This is a genomic window from Dactylosporangium sp. NPDC051541, from assembly GCF_044454505.1.
In the GTDB taxonomy this organism is placed as follows: domain Bacteria; phylum Actinomycetota; class Actinomycetes; order Mycobacteriales; family Micromonosporaceae; genus Dactylosporangium.
Genome location: NZ_JBITDU010000002.1, coordinates 1,100,543 through 1,125,861, shown reverse-complemented (window position 1 = coordinate 1,125,861; position 25,319 = coordinate 1,100,543). Strand labels below are relative to the sequence as shown.

Below are 25,319 nucleotides of genomic sequence, written 5' to 3'. Positions count from 1 at the left end.
CCGCTATCCGCCGAGGGCCACGTGCAGGATCTTCTCGTTGCTGTTGTTCGGGACGCTGTCCTTGTCACCGGCGTTGGAGGTGGTGAGCCACAGCCCGCCGTCCGGCGCCGGCTCGATCGTGCGCAGCCGGCCGTAGGTCCCCACGAAGTACTGCTGCTGCCCGGTCAGGGCACCGTCGCCGGTGATGACCGAGCGGTACATGCGGGTGCCGCGCTCACAGGCGATGTACAGCGCGTCACCGACGGTGGCGATGCCGCTGCACGAGCCCTGCGCCACGGGGTAGGTCGCCTTGGGGGCGATGTACCCGGCGGTGGCGCAGCTGCCGGTGGTCCCCTCGCAGGCCGGCCACCCGTAGTTGCCGCCGCGGACGATGAGGTTGGTCTCGTCCATGACGCTGTTGCCGAACTCCTGCTCCCACAGCCGCCCCTGGGCGTCGAAGGCCAGGCCCTGCGGGTTGCGGTGGCCGTAGCTCCACACCGCGTTGCCGAACGGGTTGTCGGCCGGGACGGAGCCGTCCGGGTTGATGCGCAGCACCTTGCCGTTGAGCCCGTCGGTCTTCTGGGCGTTGTCGCCGTTCTGCGCGTCGCCGGTGCTGGCGTAGAGCTTGCCGTCGGGGCCGAAGCGCAGCCGGCCGCCGTTGTGGTACTTGTTGCGCAGGATGCCGGTCAGCAGGACCTGCTCGGTGGCGGGGACCAGCCGGTCGTTCTCCACCTTCATCCGCACGATGCGGTTGTCGGTGGTGGTGGTGTGGAAGATGTACAGCCAGTGGTCGGTGGCGAACGTCGGCGCGATCTCGATGCCGAGCACGCCGCCCTCGCCGTCGGTGCCGGCCACGCCGGGCACGGTGCCGATCGACGTCTTGGTGCCGGTGGCCGGGTCGAGGTGGACGATGTCGAAGAGGTCCCGGCGGGTGTAGAGGACGGTGCCGTCGGGGAGTGTCAGCAGGCCCCACGGGAGGTCGAGCTCGGTGGTGACCTGGGTGACGCCGCACACCGGGTTCGTGCAGCCGGCGCCGGTCCGGACGGTCGCGGTGCCGCTCGGGCCGGACGTGTTGCCCTGGGCGTCGCGGGCCACCACGGAGTAGGTGTAGGCGGTGTTGGCGGCGAGGCCGCTGTCGGTGAACGTCACGGCGCTCTTGACCGTGGCGACCTTGGCGCCGTTGCGGTACACGTCGTAGCCGGCGACGCCGACGTTGTCGGTCGCGGCGGTCCAGCCGAGGGTGACGGTCGTGCCGGCGGCCGACGCGGTCAGGCCGGTCGGCGCGGTGGGTGGCTGGTTGTCGGCCTGGCACTGCGGCGGCGTGATCGGCACGGTCGCGCTGGCCTGTGACACGTTGCCGGCCGCGTCCCGGGCGTTGACGTACAGACCCCAGGTGACACCGGGCGTGACCGTGAGATCCACCGCCAGCGTCGCCCCGCTGACCGAGGTCATCAGCTGCCCGTCGTGATACACGTCGTAGGAGGCGACCCCGACGTTGTCGGTGGCGGCGGCCCAGGCGAAGGTCACCGAGTCGCAGGTGAGGTCGCTGACCCGCGGGTTCGACGGCGGTGCCGGCGGTTGGGTGTCGGCGCTGCCGACGCTCCACTGCTGGGTGCCGCGGCCGGCGCAGGTCTGCAGGTTCGCCGGTGTGCCGTTGGCGGTGGCGCCGCCGCGGGTGTCGAGGCAGAGGCCGGACTCGACGCCGACGATGGTGGTGCCGCTGATGCGCCACCGCTGGTTGGCCCCGCCGTGGCAGGTGTAGATCTGCACCTGCGTGCCGGACTGCGTGCCGTGGCCCGCCGCGTCGAGGCAGCGGGTGCCGTCGAACAGCCGCAGCTCGCCGGCCGCGGTGGTCTGCCACGCCTGGTTCGCCGCCCCGGTGCAGTCACGGATCTGGACCTGGCTGCCGGACGTGCCGCTGCTGCCGGTGACGCCCAGGCAGCGGTGGGAGGTGACACCGGTGATCGCCACCCCGGTGGCCGCGGACGCGTCCGGCGGGCCGGTCACCACGGCGGCGGCCGCCGCCATCAGGAGCGCGACCGCGGCCGCGCGCCGACGTGCTGGCATGAGTGTCTCCTCCAGGATCAGTACGGGTTGCCGGGCAGGTTGAGGCGCACGCTGTAGAGGCCGGCGCCCGAGGACGGGGTGCCGGAGGTGATGAACAGGGTCCGGCCGTCAGGCCCGCCGAACGCCGCGTTGGTCGTGCTGCGCCCGACGGTGATGAGGCCCAGCTGCGTGCCGCTCGGGGCGTAGACGTGGATCGTGCCCTCGGCGTTCGACGCCCAGTACAGGTTTCCGGCGCAGTCGATCGTCACCCCGTCCGGCCCGTTCATCGACGTGAAGACGCTGCGCGGGCCGATGGTGCCGTCGGTGCCGATGGAGTACCTGACGATCTGGTTCGTGCCCATGGCGGCGACGTACAGGGTCCGGCCGTCCGGGGACAGGGCGATCCCGTTGGGCTGGCGCAGGCCGCCGTCGACCAGCTCGACCTGGCCGTTGCGGACGCGGAAGACGCCGGTCATGCCGCCCATGGCGTCGGGCCGGTTGCCCCGCTGGTAGTTCGGGTCGGTGAAGTAGACGGTGCCGTCGGCGGCGACGGTGAGGTCGTTGGGAGAGTTGAAGAGCTGGCCGTTGTACTGACCGGCGATCGTCGTGCGCGAGCGGTCGGCGAGGTTGAAGGCCGAGACGCTGCGCTGGTCGTGGGTCGCGGCGATGATCCGGGTGCCGTCGGCGGTGACCGCCAGGCCGTTGCTGCCGGCGTTGGGGATGAACTGCTCGAAGGTCGACTGCGGGGTGTAGCGCCAGATGTTCGACGGCTGCACGCCCTGGGCCCCGGTGGCGCTCTGCAGGTCGGAGAAGAGCAGGTAGCCGGGGTTGGCCACCCAGGTCGGGCCCTCGGTGAAGGCGAAGCCGCCGCGCAGCAGGGTGGCCGTCATCGACGGCGACGGCAGCGGGCCGGTCGGCGAGGAGCACGCCGGTGCCGACGGGCCGGCCGATGGGCTGGCGGATGGGCCGGCCGGGCTCGCCGGCGGGCTGGAGGTCGGGTTCGTCGTCCCGGGCGAGCTCCACCGCTGGTCGGTGCCGCCGCCGCAGGTCCACAGCACGACCCTGGTGCCGCCGGCGGTGCCGGCGTTGCGGGCGGCCAGGCACAGCCCCGACTGCGCGCCGGTGACGGTGCCGTCGGCGTTGACGCTCCACTGCTGGTTGGTCTGGCCGTTGCAGTCCCAGATCACCACCGCGGTGCCGTTGGTGGTGCCGTGCCCGTAGGCGTCCAGGCACTTGTTGCCGTAGACGGTCAGCTGCCGCCCGGCCGTGTAGGTCCACCGCTGGTTGGTGCCGCCGGTGCAGTCCCAGAGCTGCGTCGCGGCCCCGTTGGCGGTGCTGACCCCGCTCACGTCGAGGCACCGTCCCGACTGGACGCCGACGATCGGCGCGGTCTGGCCCGGCTCGATGGTCGCGGCCTGGGCGGGGGCCCGGGTCGCCAGCACCACGCCGGCCAGCACCGTCACCGCGGCCAGGGCGCCGAGCACCACCACTCCCGGCCGCCGGCGGCCCCTCCGTCCCGTGATCGCGCTGCTCATGGTGCTCCTTCGCGGATGTTGACAGGTCGATGTGCGTCGATTGGCGAGTCTGGTTCGGGTGGAGGAAGCGGTCAATCGCAGCGGAGCGAGCAAACCGTGCCGACCGGGCATTCCGCCTGGAACGGCACCGGTGGTGCATCGAAACTTGCGGTTCAATGAGTGAAAGTTTCGCCCGGAAGGCCGGCTGGAGTGGTGGTCGTCCGGCCTTCGATTCGTGGCGTAGAAGGCGGCCGAAATTGGCACGCAAAAACCGTTATGAATGCCCGGCGAGTTCGGTCTTCCATTTGAAAATTGCGCGTCGGGGAGAATGCGGCCGGTTTCGCGGCAGGCGTCGCTAGCTGGGAGAATGTCTATTTTCGGCGGACTTACGGCGAGTGTGAGACGTCGGTCCACTTGAATGTTTCGCAGTGGTCTGGCAGCCTCCCGATTCTGGGTGCGAACGTTTGGCTCGGCGCCGCCATCGACGGGCGATGTGAGCGCTCTCGCGATCGGACGTTTACCGGAAATCTGGAGGCCAACGTGGCTGAACATCCCCCCGCCCGCCCCGGTGGGACCAGGCGGAAGCGATCACTTGCCGTCCGCGCGCTGATCGCCGGCGCGGTCGGTGTCGTGGTGGTGGTCGCGGCCGCCGTGCTGATGCCGTCGGCGAACGCGGCCGCGAGCACGCTCGGTGCGGCGGCCGCGCAGTCCGGCCGATACTTCGGCACGGCGATCGCGGCCGGCCGGCTCGGCGACTCGACCTACACCACGATCGCCGGGCGTGAGTTCAACATGATCACGGCCGAGAACGAGATGAAGCCCGACGCGACCGAGCCGCAGCGGGGGCAGTTCAACTTCAACTCCGGTGACCAGATCTACAACTGGGCGACCCAGCGCGGCCTGAAGGTCCGCGGGCACACCCTGGCCTGGCACGGGCAGCAGCCCGGCTGGATGCAGAGCCTGTCCGGCTCCAACCTGCGCCAGGCGATGATCGACCACATCAACGGCGTGGTGGGCCATTACAAGGGCAAGCTGGCCTACTGGGACGTCGTCAACGAGGCGTTCAACGAGGACGGCAGCCGCCGCAACTCCAACCTGCAGCAGACCGGCAACGACTGGATCGAGGTCGCCTTCCGGACCGCCCGCAACGCGGACCCGTCGGTCAAGCTCTGCTACAACGACTACAACATCGAGAACTGGTCGTACGCCAAGACGCAGGGCGTGTACCGGATGATCCAGGACTTCAAATCGCGTGGCGTCCCGATCGACTGCGTCGGGCTGCAGACCCACTTCACCGGCGGCAGCTCGCTGCCGTCCAACTTCCAGACCACGCTGTCGAGCTTCGCGGCGCTCGGTGTCGACGTGGCGCTGACCGAGGTCGACGTGACCAACGCCGCCACCAACCAGTACGCCGGGCTGACCCAGGCCTGCATGAACGTGCCGCGCTGCGTCGGCATCACGGTGTGGGGGGTGCGCGACAGCGACTCGTGGCGCTCCAGCGAGAACCCGCTGCTGTTCGACGGCAGTGGCAACAAGAAGGCCGCCTACACCTCGGTCCTCAACGCCCTCAACGCCGCGAACCCGACCACGTCACCGACGGGCGGCTCGACCGGCACGCCCAGCGGCGCGAACGAGATCGTGGGGTCGCAGTCGGGCCGGTGCGTCGACGTGCCCAACGCGACCCAGGCCAACGGCACCCGGGTCCAGCTCTACGACTGCAACGGCCAGAGCCAACAGCAATGGACCTACACAACAAGCAAAGAGCTGCGGGTGTACGGCAACAAGTGCCTCGACGCCAACGGCGCGGCGACGGCCAACGGCACGGGCGTCATCATCTGGGACTGCAACGGCGGCGCCAACCAGCAGTGGAACGTCAACAGCGGCGGCACCATCAGCGGCGTGCAGTCCGGGCGCTGCCTCGACGTGTGGGGCACCGGCAACGGCCAGCAGGTCCAGATCTACGACTGCCACGGCCAGGCCAACCAGCAGTTCCGGCTCGTCTCGCTCGGCGGCCCCACGTCGCCGCCGCCGTCCTCGCCGTCGCAGTCCCCGTCGCAGTCGCCGGGCGGCACGTGCTCGCTGCCGACGTCGTACCGCTGGTCGTCGACGGGCGCGCTGGCCAGCCCGGCCAACGGCTGGGTGTCGCTGAAGGACTTCACCAACGTCGTCTACAACGGCAAGCACCTGGTCTACGCGTCGAACGTCAACGGCAGCGGGCAGTACGGCTCGATGGCCTTCAGCACCTTCACCAACTGGTCCGACATGGGTTCGGCCACGCAGACCGGGATGAGCCAGGGCACGGTGGCGCCGACGCTGTTCTACTTCGCGCCCAAGAACATCTGGGTGCTGGCCTACCAGTGGGGCCCGAACGCCTTCAACTACAAGACGTCCAGTGACCCCACCAACCCCAACGGCTGGTCCTCGCCCCAGGCCCTGTTCACCGGCAGCATCTCCGGCTCCGGCACCGGCGTCATCGACCAGACGCTCATCGGCGACGGCCAGAACATGTACCTGTTCTTCGCCGGTGACAACGGCAACATCTACCGGGCGAGCATGCCGATCGGCAACTTCCCCGGCAGCTTCGGCTCCAGCTACACGACGATCATGAGCGACTCGCAGTACAACCTGTTCGAGGCGGTCGAGGTCTACAAGGTCCAGAACCAGAACCAGTACCTGATGATCGTCGAGGCGATCGGGGCGAACGGCCGCTACTTCCGTTCGTTCACGTCCTCGAGCCTGAGCGGCTCCTGGACCCCGAACGCCGCCACGGAGTCCAACCCGTTCGCCGGCAAGGCCAACAGCGGCGCGAGCTGGACCAACGACATCAGCCACGGCGACCTGGTCCGCAGCAACCCCGATCAGACCAAGACCGTCGACCCGTGCAACCTGCAGCTGCTGTACCAGGGCAAGAACCCCAGCGCCGGCGGCGACTACAACCTGCTGCCGTGGCGGCCGGGTGTGCTGACGCTGCAACGTTGACCGTATGCGCGCACCGCGGCGGCCCACGCGTGGGCGGCCTCGTGGAAGGCCTGCGCCGGGCCGCCGCGGTCGCGTCCCCGGGTGAGCGGATCATGACCTGCTCACCCGGGCGGCCAGGGCGCGGACGAGGGCGGCGGCGACGACGGCGTGGCCGCGGGCGTTGATGTGCAGACCGTCGTCGCCGAAGACGCCCGTCGCCTGGGCCGGGTGGTCGCCGAAGTCCAGGTGCAGGCCGCCGTGGCGGTGGGCGATGGCCGCGGTGAGGTCGTTGAGCGCGCGCAGCCGGTCGGTGTGGCCCACGTCGAAGCAGCCGAAGGTGACGACCAGCGCGCCACCCCGGTGCAGCGCGCCCATCAGGTGCTCCAGGTCGCCCGTCACCGGGTCGGGGGTGAACGAGCGGCGGAAGGCGTCGTTGGCGCCGGCCGCGACGACCGCCAGGTCCGGGGCGAACGCCAAGGCCACCGGCAGCTGCGCGGCCCGGACCTCGGCCGCGCGGGCGCCGACGACGCCGAGGTTGCGGTACAGGGTGGGGCGCAGTGCCGCGGTCAGCTGCTCGGCCCAGGTCAGGCGCGAGTAGCCGGGCACCGGGTCGCCGGGGTGGGCGGCGATGCTGTCGCCCAGCACCACCAGCCGCCGCCACGGTGCGCCCGCCAGCAGTGCCCGGGCGGGGTCGAGGGCGAGGCAGAACGGGTCGTCGAGTTGGGTCATCGGCTTCACGGCGGTGAAGTTACGCAGTGCGACTGGATGAAAACCTTGCGTCGATCTGACGGCCGAGCGAAAACGGCGGGCGGGCGTCCGGGCGTACTGTCCCTGGCATGCGCGAGGTGGTGCTGCGGCTGCTGGGGCCGGTGGAGTTGCGGGTCGATGGGCACGACGTGCCGCTCGGCCCGGCCCGCCAGCGCACCGTGCTCGCCGCCCTCGCGGTCGACGCCGGGCGGCCGGTGCCGGTGGAGACCCTCATCGATCGGGTGTGGGACGACGAGCCGCCCGACGGGGTGCGCAGCGGGCTCTACAGCTACATCACGCGGCTGCGCCGGGCACTGGGCGGCACGGGCGGCCGGATCCGCCTGCATCGCGGTACCACCGGCTATGTCCTGAGCATCGACTCCGACGATGTGGACCTGTTGCGCTTCAACCGCCTGGCCCGGGCCGGGGCCGGGCACGCCGCGGAGGCGATGGCGATCTGGCGGGAGCCGGTCCTCGGCGGGCTTTCGGGCACCTGGGTGAGCCTGACCAGACAACAGACGCTGCAACGGTACCTTGATGTCGTCCTCACCTGGGCGGCCGCGCACGTGCGCGAGGGCCGGCCCGGCGAGGTCCTCGACACCCTCCGCGCGCTGCAGGCCCGGCACCCGTTGGTCGAGCCCCTCGCCGCGCTGCTCATCGAGGCGCTGCAAACGGCCGGCCGCACGGCGGAGGCGCTCGAGTGCTTCGCCGCCGTCCGCCGGCACCTGGTCGACGAGCTCGGCGCCGAGCCCGGTCCGCGGCTGCGCGCGCTGCACGCGGGACTGCTGCGGGCCGGAGCGCCTGAGGTCACCACCGCCGCGGCCGGCCGGGGTGGCGCGCTGCCGGCCGTCCCGGCCACGGCCGCTCGGGGCGGGGCGCTGCCGGCCGACACGGGGGCGTTCACCGGGCGGGCGCGGGAGATCGAGCAGCTCACCGCGGCCGCCGGTGGAGACGGGCGGCGGCCCGTCGTGCACGCGATCAGCGGCATGCCCGGCGTCGGCAAGACCGTCCTCGCCGTGCACGTCGCCCACCGGCTGCGCGACGCCTACCCGCACGGGCACGTCTTCGTCGACCTGCACGCGCACACCGCCGGGCAGCCGCCCGCCGACCCCGGCGACGTGCTCGGCACCCTCCTCGCCGCCGACGGTGTGGACCCGCGGCGGCTGCCGGCCGGCACCGAGGCCCGCTCGGCGCTGTGGCGGGCCCGGCTCGCCGGGCGGCGGGTGCTGCTCGTGCTCGACAACGCCGCCGACAGCGGGCAGGTGGCGCCGCTGCTGCCCGGCTCCGGCGGGTGCCTCGTGCTCGTCACCAGCCGCCGGTTCCTGGGCGACCTGCCCGTCGACGCGGTGCCGGTGCCGCTGGACGTGCTCGCCGCCGACGAGGCCGAGCGGATGTTCCGGCGCCTCGCCCCGCACGCCGACGCGCCGCCCGGGCCGGTCGCCGAGCTGGTCGCGGCCTGCGGCCGGCTGCCCCTCGCGGTGTCGCTGCTGGCCCGGGTGCTGAGCCGGCACCGCGGCTGGACGGTCGACGACCTGCTGCGCGAGACCCGGACCCGGCTGCTCGACGTCGCCGCCGAGCACGCCAGCGTCGCGGCCGCGTTCGGGCTGTCATACCGGCACCTGCCCGACGAGCGGCGGCGGATCTTCCGGCGGCTGGCCGGGCATCCCGGGACGGAGCTGGAGCCCTACGCGGCGGCCGCCCTCGCCGGGATCTCGCGCGCGGAGGCGGCCGGGCAGCTCGACGCGTTGCACGCCGACAGCCTGCTCACCGAGGTCGGCTACCACCGCTACGCGATGCACGACCTGATCCGCTCCTACGCGGCCGCGCTCGCCGCCACCGACCCGGCCGAGGAGCGCGCGGGGGCCCTGGAGCGGCTGATCGGGCTGTACCAGCGGACCGCGGCCCGGGCCGACGCCCACCTGACCCGCCGGAGCCGGCCGGCCGCGCGGGCGCACGATCCGGGACCGGGCAATCCGGGACCGGACGAGCCGGGGTTCGTCGACGCCGGGGATGCCTTACGGTGGCTGCGGACCGAGCGCGCGAACCTCCGCGCGTGTCTGGCCGCCGTCGCCGGTGATCCGGCCCGGACCGTCGCGCTCACCGCCGGGCTGACCGAGCTGCTGCGCCGCGACGGCCCGTGGACCGAGGCGCTCACCCTGCACGAGGCCGCGGTGGTGGCGGCCGAGGGGCTCGAGGGCGGGGTCGAGCACGCCGGCGCGCTCGTCGACGTGGCCACGATCCGGCGGCTGGGCGGTGACTACGAGGGGGCGGCGCGGGACTGCCGGCTGGCCCTCGAGCGCTACCGGGCGGCCGGGAGCCCGCTGGGGGAGGCGAATGCGCTGACCGGGCTCGGCAAGGCGCTGGCCCGGGCCGCCGACTACACCGGGGCGGCCGCGGTGGTGCAGCGGGCGCTCGTGCAGTACCGCCGGCGCGATGATGTGCACGGTGAGGCCGGCGCCCTGGTCGAGCTCGCCGTCGCGCAGGGGATGATGTCGGACTTCCTCGGGGCGCAGGAGCTCCTGGGCAAGGCGCTGCGGTTGTACCGGGAGCTGGGCGACGTGCCCGGGCAGGCGTACGCGCTGCGGATCCTGGGGATCGCGCACGGGCGGGTCGGCGACTTCGCGGGGGCGCGGGCATGTCTCGAGGAGGCGCTGGGGCTCTACCGGGAGCTCGGCGGGCGGCTCGGGCAGGCGCTCACGCTCACCGATCTCGGGCGGGTCGCCACCGGGCTCGGCGACCACGCCGGCGCCATCGGGACGCTGCGGGCGGCGCTGGAGCGGCATCGCGAGCTGGAGCACGTCGTGGGGCAGTCGACGGCGCTGCTGTACCTCGGGGGTGCGCTTCGCCGTGCCGGTGACCGGGCGGGGGCCGAACCGGCGCTGGACGAGGCGTTGGAGCTGAACCGCGGTATCGGCAACCGCAGCGGTGAGGCCATGGTGCTCAACGAGCTCGGCGCCGTGTATCGCCTCAACGGCTTCGTCGAGCGGGCCGCCACCGCGCATCGCCAGGCCCTGGAGCTGGCCCGGGGCGTCCCCAGCCCGTGGGACCAGGCCCAGTCGCTCGCCGGCATCGGACGCTGCGCGGTTGCCCGCGGGCGGCGGCGGGCGGCGAAGGCGCAGCTGCGGGAGGCGCTCGACATCCTGCAACGGATCAGCGCGGCCGAGGCCGCGGAGGTCGCCGCGGATCTGGGTGCGCTGTAATGGCTCGCGGTGCCGGATCCAAGGTTTGTCCAAGGTTTACGGCCGCCCGCCCGCCGCACTGTGACGTGATGCGGAACCTTTCCTATGCACACGGTGTGGCCAGTGAGCCGCTGCTCGGCGAGACGATCGGGGGCGCGCTGCGGCGGGCCGCGGCGGAGCACGGCGGCCGCGAGGCCCTCGTCGACCGGCCCAGTGGGCGGCGGTGGACCTACGCGCGGCTGGACGCGGACGTCGACGAGCTCGCCCGCGCGCTGCTGGCGATCGGGGTGGAGCGCGGTGATCGGGTCGGGATCTGGGCGCCGAACCGGCCCGAGTGGGTCCTCGTGCAGTACGCCACCGCCCGGGTCGGGGCGATCCTGGTGACCGTCAACCCCGCGTATCGGACGCATGAGCTGCGGCATGTGCTGCGGCAGGCGGGCGTCGGGGTGCTCATCGCGGCCGAGTCGTTCCGCGGCCACGACTACCGGGCCATGGTGGAGGAGGCGCACCCCGACTGCCCGGACCTGGCGACCGTCGTCTATTTCGACACGGCCGGCTGGACGCGGCTGCTGCGCAGCGGCGATGGCGGACCGGGGGAGCGGCTCGAGGGCCGGGAGCGCGAGCTGTCGTGCGACGATCCGGTCAACATCCAGTACACCTCCGGGACGACGGGGTTTCCCAAGGGCGCGACGCTGTCGCATCACAACATCCTCAACAACGGGCACTTCGTCGCGCGGCGCCAGCGCTGGACGGCGCACGACCGGGTGTGCGTGCCGGTGCCGTTCTACCACTGCTTCGGCAGCGTCCTGGGCAACCTGGCCGCCCTCACCCACGGCGCGTGCGTCGTCATCCCGGCCGTGGCCTTCGAGCCGGCCGCCACGCTCGCCGCGGTGCAGCAGGAGCGGTGCACCGTGCTCTACGGCGTGCCGACGATGTTCATCGCCGAGCTCGCCGACCCGGGGTTCGCCGGCTACGACCTGTCCAGCCTGCGGACCGGCGTGATGGCCGGCTCGCCGTGCCCGGTCGAGGTGATGCAGCGCGTCATCGCCGAGATGGGCATGGCCGAGGTCACCATCTGCTACGGCATGACCGAGACGTCGCCGGTCGCGACGCAGAGCCGCACCGACGACGACCTCGACCGGCGGGTGTCCACAGTGGGCACCGCGCTGCCCCACGTCGAGGTGAAGATCGTGGACCCGGCCACCGGGCTCACGGTGCCGCGCGGCGAGCCCGGCGAGTTCTGCACCCGCGGCTACTCGGTCATGCTCGGCTATTGGCGCCAGCCCGAGCAGACCGCGGAGGTCGTCGACAACGCCCGCTGGATGCACACCGGCGACCTGGCCGTCATGGACCACGGCGGCTACGTGAGCATCGTCGGGCGGATCAAGGACCTGGTCATCCGGGGCGGCGAGAACATCTACCCGCGCGAGGTCGAGGAGTTCCTGCACACCCACCCCGACATCCTCGACGCGCAGGTGATCGGCGTCCCCGACGCCCGCTACGGCGAGGAGGTCATGGCCTGGGTGACGCTGCGCCCGGGGGCCACGGCGCCGACCGTCGAGGCGTTGCGCGCCTTCTGCCACGGCCGGCTCGCCACCTACAAGATCCCGCGCTACCTGAAGATCGTCGAGGAGTTTCCGCTGACGGTGACCGGCAAGGTCCGCAAGGTCGAGATGCGGGCCCGGGCCGTCGCCGAGCTGTCCGGTTGACGGCCGCTCTGACCGGCTATAACATTACCCACCCCCGAGCAGCGTTTCGTGGAGCCGGGGCGGGCGGGCGTTCGCACCCACCGTCCCAGCGGAGGCTCCAATGTCCCGACGAAACGCCCTGCGGCAGCGCGACTTCCGGCTCCTGCTGCTCGGCCAGACCACCAGCCAGTTCGGTGCGCAGGTCAGCGGCGTGGCGATCCCGCTGCTCGCGGTCCTGACGCTGCACGCCTCACCGTTCGCACTCGGGCTCGTCACGGCGTCGGGGACCGTCGCGTTCGCGCTCATCGGGCTGCCCGCCGGTGCGTGGGTCGACCGGTGGCCCCGCCGGCCCGTCCTCGTCGCCGCCGACCTGAGCCGGGCGGTGCTCATGGCCGCCATCCCCGTCGCCGCCCTGCTCGGCTGGTTGAGCATCCCATACCTGATCGTCGTGTCGCTGCTGGCCGGCTTCGCGCGGGTGTTCTTCGACGTCGCCTACCAGAGCTACCTGCCGTCGGTCGTCGGCCCGGGCGGGCTGCTGGCGGGCAACTCGGCGATGGAGACCGTCCGCGCCACCGGCCAGGTCGCCGGGCCGGGCCTCGGCGGCTGGCTCGTCACCGTCGCCGGGGCCGTGCCTGTCGTGGTGATCCAGGCCGTCACCTACGCCGTCTCCGCCGGGTCACTGCTGGCGATCACCACCCGCGAGCCCGCCCGGCCGGCCCGGCCGGTCCGGCCGCGGCTGTGGGCCGACATCAAGGAGGGCCTGGCGTTCGTCGTCCGGACCCCGGTGCTGCGGGCCACCGCGGTCACCAGCGCCGCCAGCAACTTCGCGTTCGCGGTGGCCTCCGCCGTCACGGTCCTGTTCATGGTCCGCACCGTCGGGCTGTCGCCGACCGGCATCGGCATCGTGCTGGCGCTGAGCTCGCTGACCGTCATCGCCGGGGCGGCCGCGACGCCGCGCCTGGCCCGGCGTGTCGGTTCGGCCCGGATCGTCTGGCTGTCCCTGGCCGTGACCGGGCCGGTGGGGCTGCTCGGCCCGCTCGCCCGCCCCGGATGGCCCGTCGTGCTGCTGGTGATCGGCGCGGCGGCGGGGGAGTTCGGGCAGATCGTCTACGCCATCAGCAACGTCAGCCTGCGCCAGCGGCTGTGCCCCGAGCACCTGCTCGGCCGGGTCAACGCGACGATGCGGTTCCTGATGATGGGGATGTTCCCGCTGGGGGCGCTGCTCGGCGGCGGGCTTGGCCAGTACGCCGGGCTGCGGCCGACCCTGTGGCTGGCCGGCGGCATCATCGCGTGCGCCGCCCTGCCGGTCCGGCGGGCGCTGCGCGACGCCCGGGACGTCGAGCAGTTGCCGCCGTGGAGTCCATCGATCACGCAGAGTAGCGTTGGTTGATCAGGATGAGCGTGGGTATGAGCGGGACCCGCAGGCCACGGGGCGTGTGTAAGGCGTTGTCGAAAGGACCCCCCTCATGACATACAGGCGCTTGGTCATCGCCACCGTCGGCGTCGCGACGGTGCTGGCCGCGACGACCGCGTGCGGATCGTCCGGCGGCGGCAGCGGTACCGCCGACGCTGTTGACTTTGGCGCGAAGGCCACCGGCACGCTCAGTGCGTGGGGCTTCAACAACGCCGACGACGTCGGCAAGGCGCGCATCGGCTACGCCGCCCAGCAGCTCGGCGACGTCAAGATCGAGATGGATCAGACCGGGTTCGACGCGCAGAAGTTCACCACCCGACTGGCCAGCGGCAACGTCCCGGACGTCGTGCAGATGGACCGCGAACTGGTCGTCACCTACGCCGCCCAGAACCTGGTGCTGCCGCTGGACAAGTGCCTCGCGGCCAACACCGTCGACGCCAAGCAGCGATGGTATCCCAACGTCGTCGCCGACGTCACGTACAAGAGCCAGGTCTGGGCGGTGCCGCAGTTCTACCAGCCGGCGGCGATCCTGCTGAACCGGACCCTGATGGAGACCGCCGGCGTCACGGACGCCGACATCGACACGTCGAAGCCGGACCAGCTCATCGCCGCCATCGCCAAGCTGTACAAGGCGAACGGGGACGTGCCGGCCACGCTCGGCTTCAACCCGCAGGCGACCGGGCAGATCCCGCTGTGGCTCGTCGCGATGGGCGGCAAGGTGGCCGACGCGGACGGCAAGCCGACGCTGACCGACCCGGCCAACGCGGCCGCGATCGAGCTGCTCAAGAAGATCGTCGACGCGCAGGGCGGCTACGCGAAGTACAAGAGCCTCACCGACTCCTTCGACGTGTTCGGCGACAAGAACCAGTTCGTGAAGAACCAGGTCGCCGCGGAAGTCGACGCGCAGTGGTACCCCAACGTCCTGTCGCCGTACAAGGACCAGGTGAAGCTGGGGGCGGTACCGTTCCGCGGCAAGGACGGCCAGCCCGTCACCCAGGCCGGCGGGACCGCGTTCGTGATCCCGGCCAAGGCGAAGAACCCGGCCGCGGCGTGCAAGTGGGCCCTGGCCCTCACCGAGGACGGCGCCTGGAACGCGGCCGCCGACGCCCGCGCGGCGACGGTCAAAGAGAAGCAGTCCGTCAACACCGGCCTGTTCACCGGCTCCCCGGCGGCGGACAAGGCGATCCGCGACAAGTACATCACCCCCAGCGGCAACGCCGGCTTCGACCAGGTGATCGGCACCTACTACGACATCGTGGCCACCGGCAAGAGCGCCGGCGCGTCGCCCGCCGGGCAGCAGATCAAGCAGGAGACGCTCAACGCCGTCACCGCGGCGCTGCTGGGCACCAAGACGGTGCAGAAGGCGCTCGAGGACGCGCAGGCGGCATCGATGAACGCGTACAAGAACGTCGTCGGATGAAATACCAGCGCCGTGAGGCTCTGGCGGGCTACCTGTTCATCGCACCGTGGATCGCCGGCTTTCTCGTCTTCACCCTCGGTGCCATGATCTACAGCCTCGTCATCTCCTTCAGCCACTACAACCTGGCGACCGACGTCATCAAACCGGCGGGCATCGCGAACTATCAGGCGCTGCTCGACGACCCGAAAGTGGCCACGTCGCTGAGCAACACGCTGTTCTACGCACTGTTGGCAGTACCCGCGGAAATTTGCTTTGCCTTGCTGTTGGCGGTGTTGCTGGACCGGGTCGGCCGCGGGGCCGGATTCTTCCGGACGGTCTACTACCTGCCGAAAATGACGCCGACGGTGGCGACCGCCTCGGTCTTTCTGCTGCTGCTCAACGGCAACGTCGGCGCGATCAACCAGGGCCTGCGGCTGATCGGGATCGACGGGCCGCAGTGGCTGGTCGACCCGGCCTGGCTCAAGCCGTCGGTGGTCATCATGACACTGTGGACGGTCAGCGGGACGATGGTCATCTTTCTCGCCGCGCTCAAGAATGTGCCGCGCGACCTGTATGAGGTGGCCTCGCTGGACGGGGCCGGCCCGGTGCGGCGGTTCTTCTCCATCACGCTGCCGATGATTTCCGGGGCGATGTTCTTCAACGTCATCATCCTGACCATCGCGGCGTTCCAGGTGTTCGACCAGGCGTATCTGCTGTTCTGGCGGGATCAGAACAATGCCGCGCCCGACGCGTCGCTGTTCTACGCGGTCTACCTGTTCCAGGAGGCGTTCCGGCAGTTCAACTTCGGCTTCGCGGCCGCCATGGCGTGGCTGCTGTTCGTCATCCTGATGATCCTGACGTTCATTCAGGTCAAGGTCGGCAACCGGTTCGTCTACTACGAGGGGTCGCGGCGATGACGACCACCCGGCCCAGCCCCCTCCCCGTCGCGGCGACCCGGCCGTCGATCGGGCCCGCGACCTCCGCGCGGGCCGATCGCCGGCGCTGGACCCTGCCCCGAATCGCCATGACCCTGCTGCTCGCCGGGTTCGCGGCGCTGTTCCTGTATCCGCTGGTGTGGCTGCTGGCGGCCAGTCTGAAGCCGGCCGGGCAGGTCTTCGACAATTCGCTGATCCCGCACACCTGGCGCTGGGACAACTACGTCCAGATCTGGAACGAGCTGCCGCTGCTGCACTGGGTCGTCAACAGCGTCTCCATCTCGCTGCTCGCGGCCGCGGCCGTGTCCATCTCCAGCTCGGTGGTCGCGTTCGGGTTCGCCTACTTCCGCTTCCCGGGCCGCAACCTGCTGTTCGGGCTGGTGCTCGCCACGATGATGCTGCCGGGGTCGGTCACGATGATCCCGACGTATCTCATCTGGCGGGAGACGGGCCTGCTCGGCACCTGGGTGCCGCTGTTCGGGGCCAACCTGTTCGGCTCCGCGTTCTACATCTTCCTGCAGCGGCAGTTCTTCCTCAGCCTGCCCCGAGAACTGTTCGAGGCGGCCCGCATGGACGGGGCGAGCTACTGGCAGCTGTTCTGGCGCATCGCCATGCCGCTGTCGATCCCGTCGTTCGTCATCGTGTTCCTGTTCGAGTTCCAAGCCGCGTGGAACAACTTCCAGGGTGCGTTGATCTACCTCAATGGCGGTACCGTCGAAGGCTTCACCGCCCCGCTCGGGATCGCCTACGCCATGACGAAGTACAGCCCCACGGCCGGCGGCCACGGTGACTACCAGTACGTCATGGTGGCCTCGCTGCTCGTGACGATCCCGATGCTGTTGCTGTTCAGCTTCGGGCAGCGGTACTTCATCGAGGGCGTCGCCACCCAGGGCCGCAAGGGGTGACCGGCGCGGCCCGGACGATCACGTTCGACAACGGCACGGGCGGGCGATGCCTGGCCACGCTGGTCGTCCCGGCCGAGCCCGGCGACGCGGCCGTCATCATCTCGCACGGCGGGACGGCGGACGGCCGGCGGTTCTTCCTGGACGAGGCCCGGGACCTCGCACGGCAGGGCGTCACCGTGCTGCTGCCGGCGACCGAGGACTATCTGCGCCGGCTGCGCCGCTTCGAACCGGTCGGCTACGTCGCGGTGCCCGGCCGCCGCCGGCTGCTGTTCCAGTACGGCGTTCGCGACGACGCCGTGCTGCGGTCGGAGGCGGTCGCCCTGTACGAGGCGGCCGCCGCGCCGAAGGAGTGGTGCGAGTACGACTGCGGCCACGACACCGACAACGCCGCCGCCCGCGCCGACCGGGCCCGGCTGTTCACCGGCCGCAGTCCGTAGCCTTGTCGCTCAGGTTGATCCGGTCCGGCAGGCCGACCAGCAGCTCGGCCGGGAACTGCGCGGCCGTCGCGTCGTAGTCGATGACGGCCGCCTGGCAGGCGTTGCGGGCCTCGCGGATCGTCTTGAGCCCGCTGAGCGGCTGGCCGCCCGTGCCCCACGCGTAGAGCGCGTCGGACTCGGCCGTCGTACGGTCGCGGACGGTCTGCAGTTTCCTGGGCAGGTCGGCCTGCTGGAACCGGGCCTGCAGCGCATCCTTGGCCGCGGCCTGCGCTTTGTGCTTGGCCACCAGGTCGGCGTCGAGCCGGGTCGTCTGGGATTGCAGCCGGCCGCGCACGGCGACGACGGCGACGCCGTTGCCGATCAGGCCGAGCAGCAGCACCGCGGCGACCGCACCGGCGATCAGCGTCCGCCGCGACCGGCGGGGCGCGACCGGCGCCGATGAGGTGGGTATCGCACTGGTGGGCGGTTCGTACATGCTGTCGGCCCCTCTCGGCTCAGATGCTCGCGGTGAACGAGCGTCCGCAGTCCGTCTCCTGGTTATCCAGATCGATCCGCTTCGGCAGCGTGGTGAACAGCCGGTCCGGGAACGGGGCGGCGGCGCGGTCGTAGGCGATCACCGCGTCGTCGCAGTCGTTCATCGCGGTGTTCAGCTCGCCGAACTTGGTGGTGCCACTGCGCCAGCGGCCCAGCGCGCTGTCGGCCGCGATGTCCAGGGTCTTGACCCGCTGCAGCAGCGTCGCCAGGTCGGCGGCGCGGAAGTCGGACTCCTGCTTGCTGGTCGCCGCCTGCTCCTGCTGCGCGATCCGGTCCAGTTCCGCCTTCCGGTCGGCGACGCCGCGGCGCTGGTCGGCGACGCTGGACCAGCCCAGCACCGCGGTGACGGCCACGGCCGCGGCCAGTACCACCGCGGCGATGATCAGCAGCACGAAGGCGCGGCGGCGCGGCGGTGCCGGCGGCGGCGGGTAGTACGGCGGGGCGAATGCCATCGGCGGCGGTGCGATCGGTGGCTGCTGCTGGTACATCTGCGCACCTCCGGCAGAACGCGGGTACCCATCGAGGTTCGCCGCTGTCCGGTGGCCGTGTCCATGCCGCACCGGTGCGGCATGGACTCCCGGCACGGCAGCTGCCATGCTGCGACGAGTGACGACTGAGGCCGACCGGGAGCCGGCGCTGCCGCGCGTGGTCGACCTCCACCACCGGATCGGGGTCGTGGCGGCCGCCGTGGCCGTCGTGTCCCGGTTGGCCACCTCGGCGATGGTGGTGCTCAGCGTGGTCGCGCTCGCGCATTCGCACGGCTACACGAACGTCGCGCTGGCCACGGCGGTCTACGCCGTGGTGGCCGGCTGGACCGCGGTGTTCCTCGTCGTGGTGCTGCGCCGCGACCCGGTGCCCGGCTGGGTGCTCAGCGGCGACGTGCTCGTCACCGCGGCCGGCCTCGTCGCCCTGCCGATGTCGGCCCGCACCGCCGCGTTCGAGGACCAGGTCGCCAACGCCGGCCTCGAACCGATCACCGTCGCCGTGGCCGCCGCGGTGTCCCTGATCAGCGGCAGCGGCCGGCGGACGGCGGTGTGCTGCGCGGTCCTGGCGGTGAGCTACGTCGCGGCCTACGCGCCCACGGCCCACAGCGCGGCCGACGTGCTGTCCGACGTCAGCGTCGTCGGCTGGCAGGTCGGCACCGCCGCCTGCTGCTACGTGCTCATCAGCCGGCTGCGCTCGCTGGCCGACGTGGTCGATTCGGCCACCCGCGAGGTCGTCTCGGCCCGGGAACGCGTCGCCGCGCGCCGGGCCCAGGGGGAGTTGCGGTTACGACATTTTCACGAGCAGGTCCGGCGGTACCGTGCGCTGCACGACGGTCCCCTGCGGATCCTCACCGCCATCGCCGGCCCCGGCCCGGCCGGACACCCGGACCCCGCGATCCGCAGGCAGTGCTCGGTGAGCGCCAACATCCTGCGCGGAGCGGCCCCGGACGGCACCGGCGGCACGCTCACCGACCTGTCCCTCGCCCTGATCGAGGCCGGCAACGCCAGCGCCGCCCTCGGCCTGCGGGTCACCTACCACTTCGCCAACCTGCCCGAGGACCTGCCCGGCGACGTGGTGGCGGCCCTGCAGGCGGCCGGTGCGGAGGCCCTGACCAACGCCGCCGTGCACGCCGGCACGGGCCGGGCGCACCTGACCGCGACCGGCAGCGGCGACACCGGACAGCCGGCCGTCGCCGTCGCCGTCGTCGACCAGGGCAAGGGCTTCGACCCGGATGGCGCCGTGGACGGCTACGGCATCCCGCACTCGATCGTGACCCGGATGCACGAGGTCGGCGGGGCCGCCACCGTCGACAGCCACCCCGGCCAGGGCACCCGCGTCGACCTGCGGTGGCCGGCATGATCCGGGTCGCGGTCATCGACAACGACCGTCTCGTCCCGGCCGGCCTGCGGGCGCTGCTGGCCGAGACGCCGGACATCGCCGTCACCGCCACCGGGACCGGCGTGCGGGAGTACCTGACCGGCACCCACACCGCCGACGTGGTCCTGCTCGACCTACAGCTGGGCGACGGCAGCGCACCGGCCGCCAACGTCGCCACCCTGCGCGCCGCGGGCGCCCGCGTCCTGGTCATCTCCGTCCACGGCGACCGCCGCCACGTCCGCGCCACCATGCGCGCCGGCGCCGGCGGCTACCTGGTCAAGGACGACGACGCCGCGAAACTCGCCGAAGCCATCCGCACCGTCCACGCCGGCGGCCGCGCCCTGACCACCGAACTCATGACCCTGATCAACGACGACCCACCCGACCTGTCGGTCCAGGAACTGCAGGTCCTCTACCTCTACGGCACCGGCAGCACCCTGGCCGCCACCGCCCGCCGCCTCGGCATAGCCATCCCGACGGTCCGCTCCTACCTGGACCGCATCCGCGCCAAATGGGCCGCCGCCGACGAACCGGTCGACGACGTCCGCACCCTCGTGGACGAATACCCGCCGCCCCCCGCCTCGGGCTGACCCGGGCGGTGTGGACGACCAAAGTGTGGGGCGTACAGAGCACGCCGGGCGGTGCGAGCGGGTGTGGCGCCGGCGAGGAGTGCCGGACCGACCGGCCGGAGGTGCCGGCGGGTGGGTGCGGCATTCGGGAGCGCGGGCACTACAGCCCCGGGGTGGTGCAGAGGCGACAAGGTGCCGTTACCGTAGCCGTCCAACCCAACACCCGGCGGCGGTCCGCGGCCACGAGTGCACCCGGGCATCCAACAGCGGCCCCGCGTCGAACGGTCCCGTTTCGTCCTTCCCGGGCGGCAGCTGGTGGTTCTCCCCGGCGAGGTTGCTCTCCAGTAGAGAGCTGTCGGCTTTCGTTGGGTTGAGGCCCGGCGGTTCCCAGCAGGGGGTTCGGTGGGGGAGGGGCGGCCTTGGGGCGGCCCGGCGGGGCCTCCCGGGGCCGGGGCTGGGGCCGCCCCGAGGGCCGCCCGGGGGCCGCCCTGCGGCGACGACGAGCTGTACCGGCCGCGTAGCCGGTTCCGCCGCCGCCCGAACCCGTCGGCAGCGTGGCCAGTGCGCAGCCCATCGCCTGTCGTGGTCGCCGCGACCAGCGTCCCGGTGTGCTCGCCAGCCTGGACCACCCCGGCCGCGTCATGCGTCGCTGCCTACGGGCAGTCGGTGTCGCGGCGGAGTGCTGGTTGCGGGACGACGACCGCGCTGCCGTCGCCAGTGCCCGGACGCACCTAACGGGGCCGCTAACAGCTCCAACAGCCGTCGATTCGCACCCAACAACTACCCAACCACCCACCGGCATGAACAACAGCCGCTGTCGCTCGTCCATGAGCGACCCAACCGGCACGCCTTGCGACCCAACAGCCACCGCGACCGCCCAACGGCAGACCAAATACTCGGCCGGGACGACCAAACAGCCGGACCCTGTTAGGTCCTGTTGGGTCCGGCGTCACCATCACCGGCCAGACCATGCCGGTCTCTGGAGCTCTTTGATGACGCGACATGATTCTCGGATCGGGAGTCACCACAAGGTGAGCCTGTCGTTGACCGCCGGACCGGGCATTGCTGCAGACCGGACATCCGCGACGACGCCATCCTCGACACGGGCAACGACGCGACCCGGCACAAGGCCGCAACCACCGTAGACCGTGAATACGTCGCCATCACCGACCAGATCAGTCGCATCGCCCCACACCGACTCGTCTGGCCTACCTCACCCGCTCGGTCCCGGTTCGCATCCAGCGGCCGCCACTTTCCGCTACCCCGCTCGGGCCGACGCGCCGCAGGAGCCGTCGCTCGGTTGGGCTGCCGTCGCCACCTGTTGACAGTTGTCAGCCGGACACCGCCGAGCAGACAGCCGCTGTTAGGAGCGTCAGGCCGACGCGGCTGACGGTCAGCACATTGTTGGTCGCCGTTGGGCAGCGTCAGGCATTGGTCGAACCCTGTCAGGGGCTGTTGGGTTCGGTCGGCGCAGCTGTCTCGACGGCACCGACCAAACAGCCGCCAACAGTCGTCGTTGCCTACCCAACAGCGGCCCAGCCGGAACGTCTGGCGACCGAACATACGCTGGACGCCACCCAACGGCGCCCGTGACAGGCCCAACAACGGCCCGACCGGGCAGCTCGTCACTTAACAGGGTCGCCTGCGGGCCTAACAGCTGACGACCACCACCGCCGACAGCAAGGGGCTGTGGCCCGGCGACGGCGACATCGCGCAGCGCTGGTTCTGCTCAAGGTGGTGCGGCTCACCACGCCGGGCCGCGGGCGAGGCGGATCGGGCCGGTGGCGGTGGTGATGTCGACATCGGCGCCGTGCTGGCGGACGGTGATGATGCCCCGGCGGGACAGGTCGGCGGCGACGGCGCGGGCTGTGTCCATCGCGTCGCGCCACGACGGGCCGGCGGCGACCCGGGCGGCGTCGCTCGGGCAGATCGTGGATTGGGGGCGGCGGTGGTGCAGGAGCGCGCGCATCGCCGCCGCCAGACGGGCTTGCCGGGCGGCGGGGGTCGCGTCCGGCCAGGGGGTGCCGCCGGTGCCGAGGGCCACCTCGGCGTCGTGGATCCGGTCGGCGTCGGGTAATGCGCGGGCCGCGGCCAGTTCGCCGCGCAGTTCTCGGCGTAGCGGTTCGGGCACGTCAGGGTCGGTCTGCGGCTGCACTGCACCATTGTCCCGCGTTGGACAGCCGCGGGCCGGAGTTGCCATAGATTGATCAATTACATATGGTGCGTTGATGGCGCCGATGCGGGAACCGACGTTTCTCATCCTGACCGCGCTGGCCGACTCGCCCCGGCACGGCTACGGCATCCTCCACGAGGTGGCCGAGCTGTCCGGCGGGCGGGTCAGGCTGCTCACGGGCACGCTCTACACCGCGCTCGACCGACTCACCGCCGAGTTCCTGGTCGAACCGGACCGGGAGGAGGTCGTCGACGGGCGGGTCCGGCGGTATTACCGGCTCACGTCCAGCGGTCTGGAGGCGCTGACGGCGGAGACGGCCCGGCTGCGCGAGCTCGCCGCGGCCGCCGAGCGGCGCCTCGGCCTCGCCCCGCGCCCGAGGACGGCGTGATGTCGGCGCTTTCCCGGCAGTACACCATCCTCCTGTGGTTTTATCCGCCCGACTATCGTCGCGCTGAGCTCCTCGACACCCTGCTCGACGCCGCACCGCCGGGGCGCCGGCGGCCGACGGTCCGGGAGGCGGCCAACCTCGCCCGGCACGGCCTGCGCGCCCGGCTGGGGTCGCCGGGCAGCCGGGGCGTGGTGTTCTGGGCCGCCGCCACCGTCTTCGTCTTCGGGCTGTTCGGCAGCGGGCTGGCCGTGCGGGCCGCGTGGGAGACGGCGCGGCCGCTGCCGGACCAGGCGCAGACCCGGGCCGTCCTCGACGAGATCCTGCCCGGCGAGGCCTGGGACGTTCCGACCCGGGCGACATCGGCCAAGTTCGGGGTCTTCGGCGCGCCGATGACCTGGGACGGCTATGCGCAGTGGCCGACGTCGTTCGAGGGCGGCGAATACGGGCGCACCGCAGTGGGAGCCACGATCCCGGGCAACCTGCACCTCGCCCAGGCCGACACCGCCGAGCGGGTCACCGTCGGGCTCCGCGCCCACGGCTGGACCATCCGCGCGATCCGGGGCGGCACCGGCGAGCCCACCACGATCCTGGCCCGCCGCAACGGGCTCGACCTCAGCGTCGCCATCTACGGCTACACCGCCAGCGGGATGCCGTCGGTCTCGCTCGGCATCGTCCGGTCCACGCCCGCCCTGGCGTGGCCGGCCGGGATCGTCGGCGGGCTGGTGAGCGGGCTGCTGGCCTACCTGGCCTTCGGGTGGGGCAGCCGGCGCACCGAGTTCGACCACCCGTTCAGCGGCCTGGCCGGCGTGCTGTACTTCATCGGGCTGCTGTTCTGGCTCCTGCCGACCGCGTTCGCGCTCCCGCTCGTGACCTTCGCCGTGGTCCGGGACGGCGACCCCGACTGGCCGCAGACCTGGGAGTGGTTCGGGCAGCCGAAATACTTCATGTGCGTCCTGCCCGGTGCGGTGCTCCTCGCCCTGGCCGTCGGGTTCGCGGCGCCGCGGCCGGCGAGCGCACCGTCCTGCGTAGGTTCGCCGGATCCGGGTACTGGCTGAGGCGTCCGTGTCACCGAACGAAGGAACGCGATCGCCATGCCCGACGCCGATGTGCAGGCCGATGTCGTCGACATCCTCGCCACCGACCACACCGAAGCGACCGATCTGCTGGCCCAGGTCCGCGTCACGACGGACCCGGCCCAGCGGCGCGACCTGATCGACACCGCGGTCAGCGAGCTGGTCCGCCACGCCGTCGCCGAGGAGATGTACGTCTACCCGGCCATGCGCAAGCACCTGCCGGACGGCGAGCAGGCCGTCGAGCACGACATCGCCGAGCACAAGGAGCTCGAGGCGACGATGAAGGAGTTCGAGGCCGTCGACGCCGACAGCCCCGAGTTCGACGACGCCCTCAACCGCCTCGACGCGCTGCTCGCCGACCACATCCGCGACGAGGAGGCCGACCAGTTCCCGCAGCTGCGCGCCCGCCTGCCCCGCGAGGAGCTGGTCGAGCTCGGCGAGAAGGTCCAGAACGCCAAGAAGCTCGCCCCGACCCGCCCGCACCCGAACGCGCCCAACAGCGAGCTGTTCCACAAGCTCGTCGGGCCCGGCGTCGGCCTGGTCGACCGCCTCCGCGACAAGCTCAGCGGCCGCACGACCGGCTGACCTCGCCGCCCCGCCGCCCGGCCGCTCCCCAGGACCGGCCGGGCCCCGGCCGCGGGGATGACGGCCGACACGCCGCGCCGTGCCGGCCACTGTCAGGCAGTGTCAGTGCACCGGACGAAACCGGGTTGGCCGCCGTTGGGTTCGGTCAATACCTCGGTGGGGCCGGCGGCGGCTGCTGCCGTCCGGGCTATGGACAAGAGAACATCGAGCTCGTCTCGTAGCTGGGTGATCTGCGCAAGCGTCAGGTCGTGGGTTGCGCATACGCGTCGGTGCGTAATGAAGGACAACCCGACGAGGCTGCTCGTCCGTCCAGTGACCAGCGCGATGTTGACACCGCAACCGGCCCGCTCGTCAAACGGCACCATGCACACAGGCTTGACGGCATCCACCAGGCGAAGTGGCGTGGCGGCCTCGCGCTCACCACGGATGAGCTCGGCGAACCGCAGTGCGGTGTCCGCCACCTGCTCCGCCGCGGCAACGACCGCAACATCGTCAGCGGCGCCCGGTTCGAGGCGTACCGTGGTGTCACCGTCAACCAGGACCAGGACCGGGTCGCCGTCGTCCTGTGCGAGGTACGCACCGGTGCGGCCCAGATCGAGGTCAGCGTCACCCTGCGGCGCGTCAGGAAGGCAGTCGATCCTCGCGGTCATGCTTGTCATCGAGTGTTTCTCCATGTCGAAGCCGGTTGTCGCCATGGCTGTCTCCCGCCGGTCGGTTGACGGCTACGGTGGCTCGTACATCAGCATGTTGGTGTTCCGAAGCAGCCACCATGACGCTTCTTGCATGATCGTCATGTAAAGAGTGGCAAGCACCGATGCGTGGATCCGGCCGAGCGCGGCCTGTGGGCGCCGTGTCCGTTCACGCTGTGTTGTACTTGCAGCCAGAGGATCGCCACGCCGGAACGGTTCAGGGGAGGGCGGGTTGGGATCGTTC

20 protein-coding genes are annotated in these 25,319 nt (G+C 71.7%); 13 read left to right on the top strand and 7 right to left on the bottom strand.

Going from position 1 to position 25,319, the window contains the following annotated elements:
• Positions 1 to 3 precede the first annotated feature (3 nt).
• Together ACIA8L_RS12810 and ACIA8L_RS12805 are read right to left on the bottom strand one after the other, a co-directional pair.
• Entirely contained in the window at positions 4 to 2,046 is a 2,043-nt protein-coding gene (locus tag ACIA8L_RS12810) for a PQQ-dependent sugar dehydrogenase (protein ID WP_395903630.1), read from the bottom strand.
• 17 nt (positions 2,047 to 2,063) lie between these two features.
• Positions 2,064 to 3,560 (bottom strand): SMP-30/gluconolactonase/LRE family protein, encoded by a 1,497-nt coding sequence (locus ACIA8L_RS12805; protein ID WP_395903628.1) that lies wholly within the window; start codon positions 3,558 to 3,560, stop codon positions 2,064 to 2,066.
• Between the two features lie 636 nt (positions 3,561 to 4,196).
• On the opposite strand from ACIA8L_RS12805, the gene ACIA8L_RS12800 reads away from it, so the two are divergent.
• A complete protein-coding gene (locus ACIA8L_RS12800) occupies positions 4,197 to 6,518 on the top strand; it encodes a non-reducing end alpha-L-arabinofuranosidase family hydrolase (protein WP_395904208.1) in 2,322 nt (773 codons plus the stop codon).
• Between the two features lie 90 nt (positions 6,519 to 6,608).
• On the opposite strand, the gene ACIA8L_RS12795 is transcribed toward ACIA8L_RS12800, so the two are convergent.
• The gene (locus ACIA8L_RS12795) at positions 6,609 to 7,226 is read right to left on the bottom strand and encodes an SGNH/GDSL hydrolase family protein (RefSeq protein WP_395904206.1); all 618 of its coding nucleotides are present in this window, start codon (positions 7,224 to 7,226) and stop codon (positions 6,609 to 6,611) included.
• Between the two features lie 107 nt (positions 7,227 to 7,333).
• Here ACIA8L_RS12795 and ACIA8L_RS12790 point away from each other — a divergent pair, with 107 nt between their 5' ends.
• The 7 genes from ACIA8L_RS12790 (at position 7,334) to ACIA8L_RS12760 (ending at position 17,201) form a co-directional block, all read left to right on the top strand.
• Complete coding sequence (locus ACIA8L_RS12790) at positions 7,334 to 10,444, top strand: tetratricopeptide repeat protein (RefSeq protein ID WP_395903626.1); 3,111 nt, start codon at positions 7,334 to 7,336, stop codon at positions 10,442 to 10,444.
• A 68-nt stretch (positions 10,445 to 10,512) separates the two neighbouring features.
• On the top strand, positions 10,513 to 12,132 hold the full coding sequence (locus ACIA8L_RS12785; RefSeq protein WP_395903624.1) for an AMP-binding protein: 1,620 nt from the start codon (positions 10,513 to 10,515) through the stop codon (positions 12,130 to 12,132).
• Between the two features lie 100 nt (positions 12,133 to 12,232).
• Positions 12,233 to 13,501: an MFS transporter gene (locus ACIA8L_RS12780; RefSeq protein ID WP_395903622.1), complete on the top strand. Its 1,269-nt coding sequence runs from the start codon at positions 12,233 to 12,235 to the stop codon at positions 13,499 to 13,501.
• A 76-nt stretch (positions 13,502 to 13,577) separates the two neighbouring features.
• Positions 13,578 to 14,945 carry an ABC transporter substrate-binding protein gene (locus ACIA8L_RS12775; protein ID WP_395903620.1) on the top strand — a complete coding sequence of 456 codons (1,368 nt, stop codon included), beginning with the start codon at positions 13,578 to 13,580 and terminating at the stop codon, positions 14,943 to 14,945.
• On the top strand, positions 14,942 to 15,841 hold the full coding sequence (locus ACIA8L_RS12770; protein WP_395903617.1) for a carbohydrate ABC transporter permease: 900 nt from the start codon (positions 14,942 to 14,944) through the stop codon (positions 15,839 to 15,841). Before ACIA8L_RS12775 ends, ACIA8L_RS12770 begins: the two co-directional genes overlap by 4 nt.
• Complete coding sequence (locus ACIA8L_RS12765) at positions 15,838 to 16,764, top strand: carbohydrate ABC transporter permease (protein ID WP_395903615.1); 927 nt, start codon at positions 15,838 to 15,840, stop codon at positions 16,762 to 16,764. Before ACIA8L_RS12770 ends, ACIA8L_RS12765 begins: the two co-directional genes overlap by 4 nt.
• Complete coding sequence (locus ACIA8L_RS12760) at positions 16,761 to 17,201, top strand: hypothetical protein (RefSeq protein ID WP_395903612.1); 441 nt, start codon at positions 16,761 to 16,763, stop codon at positions 17,199 to 17,201. The genes ACIA8L_RS12765 and ACIA8L_RS12760 overlap by 4 nt, the downstream gene beginning before the upstream one ends.
• Here ACIA8L_RS12760 and ACIA8L_RS12755 read toward each other — a convergent pair.
• Both ACIA8L_RS12755 and ACIA8L_RS12750 read right to left on the bottom strand, forming a co-directional pair.
• The gene (locus ACIA8L_RS12755; RefSeq protein WP_395903609.1) at positions 17,182 to 17,676 is read right to left on the bottom strand and encodes a hypothetical protein; all 495 of its coding nucleotides are present in this window, start codon (positions 17,674 to 17,676) and stop codon (positions 17,182 to 17,184) included. The two genes, ACIA8L_RS12760 and ACIA8L_RS12755, sit on opposite strands and share 20 nt — an antisense overlap.
• Before the next feature lie 19 nt (positions 17,677 to 17,695).
• Positions 17,696 to 18,223 (bottom strand): hypothetical protein, encoded by a 528-nt coding sequence (locus ACIA8L_RS12750; protein ID WP_395903607.1) that lies wholly within the window; start codon positions 18,221 to 18,223, stop codon positions 17,696 to 17,698.
• A gap of 118 nt (positions 18,224 to 18,341) precedes the next feature.
• Between ACIA8L_RS12750 and ACIA8L_RS12745 the strand changes: the two genes are divergently transcribed.
• Both ACIA8L_RS12745 and ACIA8L_RS12740 read left to right on the top strand, forming a co-directional pair.
• Complete coding sequence (locus ACIA8L_RS12745) at positions 18,342 to 19,580, top strand: sensor histidine kinase (protein ID WP_395903605.1); 1,239 nt, start codon at positions 18,342 to 18,344, stop codon at positions 19,578 to 19,580.
• Positions 19,577 to 20,188 (top strand): response regulator, encoded by a 612-nt coding sequence (locus tag ACIA8L_RS12740; protein WP_395903603.1) that lies wholly within the window; start codon positions 19,577 to 19,579, stop codon positions 20,186 to 20,188. The genes ACIA8L_RS12745 and ACIA8L_RS12740 overlap by 4 nt, the downstream gene beginning before the upstream one ends.
• Positions 20,189 to 21,911: 1,723 nt before the next feature.
• On the opposite strand, the gene ACIA8L_RS12735 is transcribed toward ACIA8L_RS12740, so the two are convergent.
• Positions 21,912 to 22,322: a DUF3253 domain-containing protein gene (locus tag ACIA8L_RS12735; RefSeq protein ID WP_395903601.1), complete on the bottom strand. Its 411-nt coding sequence runs from the start codon at positions 22,320 to 22,322 to the stop codon at positions 21,912 to 21,914.
• Between the two features lie 82 nt (positions 22,323 to 22,404).
• On the opposite strand from ACIA8L_RS12735, the gene ACIA8L_RS12730 reads away from it, so the two are divergent.
• Genes ACIA8L_RS12730 through ACIA8L_RS12720 form a run of 3 tightly spaced genes read left to right on the top strand, consistent with a single transcriptional unit; the run spans position 22,405 to position 24,386 of the window.
• Entirely contained in the window at positions 22,405 to 22,728 is a 324-nt protein-coding gene (locus ACIA8L_RS12730; protein ID WP_395904204.1) for a PadR family transcriptional regulator, read from the top strand.
• A complete protein-coding gene (locus ACIA8L_RS12725; protein ID WP_395903598.1) occupies positions 22,728 to 23,783 on the top strand; it encodes a hypothetical protein in 1,056 nt (351 codons plus the stop codon). Before ACIA8L_RS12730 ends, ACIA8L_RS12725 begins: the two co-directional genes overlap by 1 nt.
• A 36-nt stretch (positions 23,784 to 23,819) precedes the next feature.
• The gene (locus tag ACIA8L_RS12720; protein WP_395903596.1) at positions 23,820 to 24,386 is read left to right on the top strand and encodes a hemerythrin domain-containing protein; all 567 of its coding nucleotides are present in this window, start codon (positions 23,820 to 23,822) and stop codon (positions 24,384 to 24,386) included.
• Between the two features lie 92 nt (positions 24,387 to 24,478).
• Here the strand turns inward: ACIA8L_RS12720 and ACIA8L_RS12715 are convergent, their stop codons facing one another.
• Positions 24,479 to 25,081 carry a hypothetical protein gene (locus ACIA8L_RS12715; RefSeq protein WP_395903594.1) on the bottom strand — a complete coding sequence of 201 codons (603 nt, stop codon included), beginning with the start codon at positions 25,079 to 25,081 and terminating at the stop codon, positions 24,479 to 24,481.
• Positions 25,082 to 25,319 lie beyond the last annotated feature (238 nt).

What these genes read in the sequence shown, in the direction of transcription:
- ACIA8L_RS12810 (WP_395903630.1), bottom strand. Translation starts at nt 2,046, where the DNA reads ATGCCAGCACGTCGGCGCGCGGCCGCGGTCGCGCTCCTGATGGCGGCG.
- ACIA8L_RS12805 (WP_395903628.1), bottom strand. Translation starts at nt 3,560, where the DNA reads ATGAGCAGCGCGATCACGGGACGGAGGGGCCGCCGGCGGCCGGGAGTG.
- ACIA8L_RS12800 (WP_395904208.1), top strand. Translation starts at nt 4,197, where the DNA reads ATGCCGTCGGCGAACGCGGCCGCGAGCACGCTCGGTGCGGCGGCCGCG.
- ACIA8L_RS12795 (WP_395904206.1), bottom strand. Translation starts at nt 7,226, where the DNA reads ATGACCCAACTCGACGACCCGTTCTGCCTCGCCCTCGACCCCGCCCGG.
- ACIA8L_RS12790 (WP_395903626.1), top strand. Translation starts at nt 7,334, where the DNA reads ATGCGCGAGGTGGTGCTGCGGCTGCTGGGGCCGGTGGAGTTGCGGGTC.
- ACIA8L_RS12785 (WP_395903624.1), top strand. Translation starts at nt 10,513, where the DNA reads ATGCGGAACCTTTCCTATGCACACGGTGTGGCCAGTGAGCCGCTGCTC.
- ACIA8L_RS12780 (WP_395903622.1), top strand. Translation starts at nt 12,233, where the DNA reads ATGTCCCGACGAAACGCCCTGCGGCAGCGCGACTTCCGGCTCCTGCTG.
- ACIA8L_RS12775 (WP_395903620.1), top strand. Translation starts at nt 13,578, where the DNA reads ATGACATACAGGCGCTTGGTCATCGCCACCGTCGGCGTCGCGACGGTG.
- ACIA8L_RS12770 (WP_395903617.1), top strand. Translation starts at nt 14,942, where the DNA reads ATGAAATACCAGCGCCGTGAGGCTCTGGCGGGCTACCTGTTCATCGCA.
- ACIA8L_RS12765 (WP_395903615.1), top strand. Translation starts at nt 15,838, where the DNA reads ATGACGACCACCCGGCCCAGCCCCCTCCCCGTCGCGGCGACCCGGCCG.
- ACIA8L_RS12755 (WP_395903609.1), bottom strand. Translation starts at nt 17,676, where the DNA reads ATGTACGAACCGCCCACCAGTGCGATACCCACCTCATCGGCGCCGGTC.
- ACIA8L_RS12750 (WP_395903607.1), bottom strand. Translation starts at nt 18,223, where the DNA reads ATGTACCAGCAGCAGCCACCGATCGCACCGCCGCCGATGGCATTCGCC.
- ACIA8L_RS12740 (WP_395903603.1), top strand. Translation starts at nt 19,577, where the DNA reads ATGATCCGGGTCGCGGTCATCGACAACGACCGTCTCGTCCCGGCCGGC.
- ACIA8L_RS12730 (WP_395904204.1), top strand. Translation starts at nt 22,405, where the DNA reads ATGCGGGAACCGACGTTTCTCATCCTGACCGCGCTGGCCGACTCGCCC.
- ACIA8L_RS12725 (WP_395903598.1), top strand. Translation starts at nt 22,728, where the DNA reads ATGTCGGCGCTTTCCCGGCAGTACACCATCCTCCTGTGGTTTTATCCG.
- ACIA8L_RS12720 (WP_395903596.1), top strand. Translation starts at nt 23,820, where the DNA reads ATGCCCGACGCCGATGTGCAGGCCGATGTCGTCGACATCCTCGCCACC.
- ACIA8L_RS12715 (WP_395903594.1), bottom strand. Translation starts at nt 25,081, where the DNA reads ATGGCGACAACCGGCTTCGACATGGAGAAACACTCGATGACAAGCATG.